Annotated in this window: 5 protein-coding genes and 1 pseudogene; 3 read left to right on the top strand and 3 right to left on the bottom strand. The window is 41.8% G+C overall.

What is annotated here, in order from left to right; translation table 11 throughout:
- Both IQ259_RS26690 and IQ259_RS26685 read right to left on the bottom strand, forming a co-directional pair.
- A pseudogene (locus IQ259_RS26690) lies at positions 1-154 on the bottom strand (photosystem II q(b) protein); the annotation flags it as partial.
- Between the two features lie 169 nt (positions 155-323).
- Entirely contained in the window at positions 324-674 is a 351-nt protein-coding gene (locus IQ259_RS26685; RefSeq protein ID WP_193888992.1) for a histidine triad nucleotide-binding protein, read from the bottom strand.
- 259 nt (positions 675-933) lie between these two features.
- Here IQ259_RS26685 and IQ259_RS27435 point away from each other — a divergent pair, with 259 nt between their 5' ends.
- Complete coding sequence (locus tag IQ259_RS27435) at positions 934-1,068, top strand: hypothetical protein (RefSeq protein ID WP_228014815.1); 135 nt, start codon at positions 934-936, stop codon at positions 1,066-1,068.
- 206 nt (positions 1,069-1,274) lie between these two features.
- Here IQ259_RS27435 and IQ259_RS26675 read toward each other — a convergent pair whose 3' ends face one another.
- On the bottom strand, positions 1,275-2,021 hold the full coding sequence (locus tag IQ259_RS26675) for an SDR family oxidoreductase (RefSeq protein ID WP_193888991.1): 747 nt from the start codon (positions 2,019-2,021) through the stop codon (positions 1,275-1,277).
- Positions 2,022-2,274: 253 nt separating this feature from the next.
- On the opposite strand from IQ259_RS26675, the gene IQ259_RS26670 reads away from it, so the two are divergent.
- A complete protein-coding gene (locus IQ259_RS26670; protein WP_193888990.1) occupies positions 2,275-3,804 on the top strand; it encodes a YifB family Mg chelatase-like AAA ATPase in 1,530 nt (509 codons plus the stop codon).
- 133 nt (positions 3,805-3,937) lie between these two features.
- Positions 3,938-4,873: a YihY/virulence factor BrkB family protein gene (locus IQ259_RS26665; RefSeq protein WP_193888989.1), complete on the top strand. Its 936-nt coding sequence runs from the start codon at positions 3,938-3,940 to the stop codon at positions 4,871-4,873.
- Positions 4,874-5,103: the final 230 nt, after the last annotated feature.

Here is a 5,103-nt window from a genome sequence, read left to right as displayed (position 1 = left end):
AGGCGATTACGAAGCAGGTGGTTGCAGCCAGCAAGGTGGGGATCATCAATACGCCGAACCAACCGATATAAATCCGGTTTTCGGTGCTGGTGATCCACTCGCAGAAGCGCTCCCATACGTTAGCGCTGCTGCGCTGTTGTAAGGTTGTGGTCATTTTTTTATGATTGCTTTACTGTTTACAGTTTTGGTAAGTGTTTTTACCTCCCTCTAACTTAGAGGCATAATTTAGTTTTGTAAAGCGATTTTAATTAAGTATCTCTTATAAATATTATTTGTTTTTATTATGAATCGCGTTAGCTAACGCGATTCATTAGGTTTGGGTATCAACCAGGAGGCCAAGCCATCTGTCTTCCTCCTAAAATATGCAGATGTAAATGATAGACAGTTTGACCACCATCAGCATCTGTATTGATCACAACGCGATAACCGTTTTTTAAACCAGCTTCTTCGGCAACATGCTTGGCAGTTAACAACAGATGTCCTAACAAAGCTGCATCTTGAGCTTCGGCATCAGCTAATTTGGCTATGGGTTTTTTGGGAATGACCAAAATATGGACTGGTGCTTGGGGGTTAACGTCTGTGAATGCTAGAGCTAAATCATCCTCATAAACTACGTTTGCGGGAATTTCCCGGCGAATAATTTTGCTGAAAATCGTTTCTGTGGTTTCACTCATGCCGATTTACATATATATCTGCTAGAGATTTTAGGCGATAAGCCTGACGGCATAGCTAATGGTTACCGCATGATCATAGGGAGTGGAGCGTGGGGAAAAGAGATTTTCCTGATTGATTGTAGGGTTTTCCATCATGTTCACTGAAACAGGTAAGAGCCGATTAAATTTTGTTACATATTGATAAATTGTGCTGCCGATTTACTGACTTGCTCTATAAATTCGCTACACACAATTAGCAAACAGATTAGAACTTCCGCATTTGCGCTCAGCCAAGTCTCAGGTAAGCCAAAATCTCCAGATGGGACTACTTACCAACATCGGAATTATGGCGATCGCAGCACTAATTGCTTTGTCGCAAGTTGGTACAATGTTGATTGTGCTTCATCTACTATGATTGCTCCAAATCAAACTGCGACGATGGTGACTCAAGGAGCAATAATCACCCCATCTAACATGATTGCCATTCAAGCAATGGTCAATGCGATCGCTGCCTGATTAGTTGGAGCTATTGTCGCATTGCTGTTGCTTTATCAGGTTGGGCAACATCGCCATACGCAAGATTGAGAAATAACTTTATCTTTTGAAAACGATGATTGCAAACTAACTATTGCGAAGAATTTTTTCTGCTAATTGAGGCAAAATTCGGTGAATTAAAACAAGTAACTTCACTTTGCCGACATGGATCTCATATTTATCTCTTTCTATAGCTTCAAAAACTTCCTGAGCAACTTGTTTGGGAGGTATTTTTCCCTTACCTCGCCCTCGCGTCATATTTGTATCTACCAAGGGAAGAACTGCTTCATACACTGCTACATTGGGAGCGTTATCTTCCATTTGATAACGCAGAGCCTTGCTGAATATATGAAGTGCAGCTTTAGTAGCACAATAAACAGGTGCATTGCGTTTGGGAGCGATCGCCAAACCAGAAGACATATTAACAATTGCGCTTTGTGGCTGTTGACGCAGCAATGGTAAGCAAAGCATTGTCAATTTAAGTGCCGCATTGAGGTTCACATCAATTTCCCAATCAATATCTTTTAGAGTCAGTTCTGGATCGGCTTGAATAAAGTTATAGTTCAGTTGTACTCCGGCATTATTCACCAAAATAGAAAGCTTGCCCACTTTGTTTTTGAGTGTCTCTACCAAAGCATAAATATCGGCTTCCTGCGCTAGATCGCATTGGATTGTTTCAATATCACCAATTTCTTGAGCAGCCTTCAAAAGTTGTTCAGCATTTCGCCCACAAATAATGACTCGATTGTTATGTTGTTTAAATTTACGGGCAAGTTCAAATCCAATCCCTGCACTCCCACCCGTAACTAACACCGTCTGCTTGGATAATTTCATAAGGCTTGAGTTTAACTTAACAAACTAGGAAAGGAAAACCACCGAGATCAACATTAAAGCTCGGTAGCCCTGCTAGTAAACTATAAAATCTTAATAACAGTTAAAGGGGTGTGGACAAAAGTAGTTGGTTGCGTGCGATCGCATGACTTTTTCGATGGCTGAAACTCGTCTCTGTGGTTTCACTCATGCCGATTTACCTACTCATCTGCTAGAGATTTTAAAGGTTTAGCGTTATGGAAGAAATATTTAGCTCATGCTTGCTAGAGTCTGGAGTGCATCAATTGTCGGCATCGATGCCGTGAAAGTGGGTGTGGAAGTCGATGTATCAGGAGGATTACCAGGAATTATTGTCTTGGGGCTTCCAGATAGCGCAGTTCAGGAGTCGAAGGAGAGGGTAAAGGCTACCTTAAAAAATGCTGGTTTTGCCTTTCCGATGCGGAAGATTGTGATTAATCTGACTCCGGCAGATTTACGCAAGGAGGGGCCATGTTTTGATTTGCCGATTAGTGTGGGCATTTTAGCAGCTTCTGAGCAAGTTAATGCTGATTTATTGGGAGATTATTTATTTTTAGGGGAAGTTTCACTAGATGGCAGCCTTCGCCCTGTGGCTGGGGTTCTCCCTATAGCTGCTACTGCCCAAAAAATGGGAATTACAGGTTTAGTTGTTCCTGCCGATAATACCCAAGAAGCGGCTGTAGTCAAAGGATTAGTTGTTTATGGTTGCAAAAATTTATCAGAAGTAGTTGATTTATTGAATAACCCAGGAAGTTGCAAACCTGTGCAGATAAATGATGCAGTAGAAACAGTAAAAGCATCTTATCCTAGTGCAGATTTACATGATGTCAAGGGACAAGCACATGCTCGTCGTGCTTTAGAAATTGCAGCGGCTGGCGGACACAATTTAATTTTTGTTGGGCCGCCTGGTAGTGGTAAAACAATGTTAGCGCGACGCTTGTCGGGGATTTTGCCACCACTGGATTTTACAGAAGCTTTAGAAGTAACTCGAATTCACTCCGTAGCTGGGTTATTAAAAAATCGTGGTTCTTTAGTGCGCGATCGCCCTTTTCGTAGTCCCCACCACTCAGCATCAGGCCCTTCTTTAGTGGGTGGTGGTAGTTTTCCTCGTCCAGGAGAAATCTCGTTATCTCACCGGGGCATACTTTTTCTTGATGAACTTACAGAATTTAAACGAGATGTTTTAGAATTTCTGCGTCAGCCTTTAGAAGACGGCTACGTAACAATTTCCCGCACCAGACAATCAGTTATTTTTCCTGCACAGTTTACTTTGGTAGCGAGTACCAATCCCTGCCCTTGCGGCTACTACGGCGATACAATTCAACAGTGTACCTGTTCACCCAGACAAAGAGAACAATATTGGGGGAAACTTTCTGGGCCGTTGATGGACAGAATTGATTTGCAAGTGGCGGTGAATCGCCTTAAACCAGAGGAAATTACCCAACAACCTACAGGAGAGTCATCAAAATCTGTGCGGGAACGGGTACAACAAGCACGCGATCGCACAATTACCCGCTTTCAATCTGAGCCAAGTCTGCGTTGCAATGCCCAAATGCAGAGCCGTCATCTCCCGATATGGTGCAAGCTAGATGATGCTAGTCGCTATTTATTAGAAGCAGCAATAAAAAAACTAGGTTTATCAGCCAGAGCCAGCGATCGCATTCTCAAAGTTGCACGCACTATTGCAGACTTAGCCGGAGAAGATAACTTGCAAGCTCATCATGTAGCAGAAGCAATTCAGTATCGCACAATCGATAGAATGTTATAAAAAGTTGCAGTGTAAATAAATTCTTTCTTCAGGAAGCTGCACAAACCCCTTTAGGAAGATGTCGCTATTTATAAAATCAGTATCAAATATATCAAGGACTAAAGCGAGATCCTCCAACAAGGAGACTAAGTAAATGAACTTTCAGGCGGTTTGGCAGTTATTCCGAGAAACTTTTCAAGAATGGAGTGAAGATAAAGCTTCACGTTTAGCCGCAGCATTAGCTTATTACACAATTTTTTCCATTGCTCCGTTATTGATTATTGTAATTGCGATCGCTGGTGCAGTATTTGGAGAAGATGCAGCTAGAGGTGAAATAGTTCGCCAAATTCAAGGATTAGTAGGTAGAGATGGAGCCGAGTTTATCGAAATAGCGATCCGAAATGCTAGTCAACCAAAAACAGGAGCGATCGCTTCTATTATTAGCATTTTACTTTTACTTTTAGGTGCTACAGGTTTATTTACTGAGTTACAAGATGCCCTAAATACAATTTGGGAAGTCAAACCAAAACCTGGACGTGGGATGAAAAACATGTTTCGTCAGCGTGCTTTATCTTTTGCAATGATTTTGGGGATTGGTTTTTTACTTTTAGTAACACTAGTAATTAGTACAGTTTTGACGGCAATCGTAGGCTACTTTAGCAACTTACTACCTGGTGTAGATGTTCTTTGGCGAATCGTTAATTTTTTACTTTCTTTTGCAATCACTACATTACTATTTGGTCTAATTTTCAAAGTTCTGCCAGATGTTAAAATTACTTGGAACGATGTTTTAATCGGCGCTGCCATCACTTCACTTTTGTTTTCTTTGGGTAGATATTTATTAGGGCAATATCTCGGCAATAACACTTTTGGCTCAACTTACGGTGCAGCTGGTTCGTTAGTGGTAATTCTCGCTTGGGTTTATTATGCTGCTCAAATTCTCTTTTTTGGTGCAGAGTTTACCCAAGTTTATGCCAGAAGATATGGTAGCGGTATTAGACCGACGCGCAATGCTGTACCTCTAAACAATCATGGTCAATCTAAGCGATTAAACAGCGATCGCACCAGTACCCAAAGCAGTGATCATTAGAAAAATAGGTTCCATAATTAATCTCTAATAATTTGTCAGGAAGTCTGCAAGAAAAATTCGATGTATCTGGAGAATTATATATAAGAAATCGGGTGCGTTACGCAAGTGAAAAAAGCAGGGGAGCAGGGAGCAGGGAGCAGGGGAGAAAAACCACCCACAAGGGGTGGGGCTTCAACCAAGGGAGAAAAGGAGCAAGGGGGCTTTTGCCCACAAGGGGCAAGGTTTGTACC

This window comes from Fortiea sp. LEGE XX443 (genome assembly GCF_015206815.1).
In the GTDB taxonomy this organism is placed as follows: domain Bacteria; phylum Cyanobacteriota; class Cyanobacteriia; order Cyanobacteriales; family Nostocaceae; genus Nostoc_B.
Note: the sequence above shows the minus strand (reverse complement) of the source record. Positions and strands in the feature narration are given on the sequence as shown.

What these genes read in the sequence shown, in the direction of transcription:
- IQ259_RS26685 (WP_193888992.1), bottom strand. Translation starts at nt 674, where the DNA reads ATGAGTGAAACCACAGAAACGATTTTCAGCAAAATTATTCGCCGGGAA.
- IQ259_RS26675 (WP_193888991.1), bottom strand. Translation starts at nt 2,021, where the DNA reads ATGAAATTATCCAAGCAGACGGTGTTAGTTACGGGTGGGAGTGCAGGG.
- IQ259_RS26670 (WP_193888990.1), top strand. Translation starts at nt 2,275, where the DNA reads ATGCTTGCTAGAGTCTGGAGTGCATCAATTGTCGGCATCGATGCCGTG.
- IQ259_RS26665 (WP_193888989.1), top strand. Translation starts at nt 3,938, where the DNA reads ATGAACTTTCAGGCGGTTTGGCAGTTATTCCGAGAAACTTTTCAAGAA.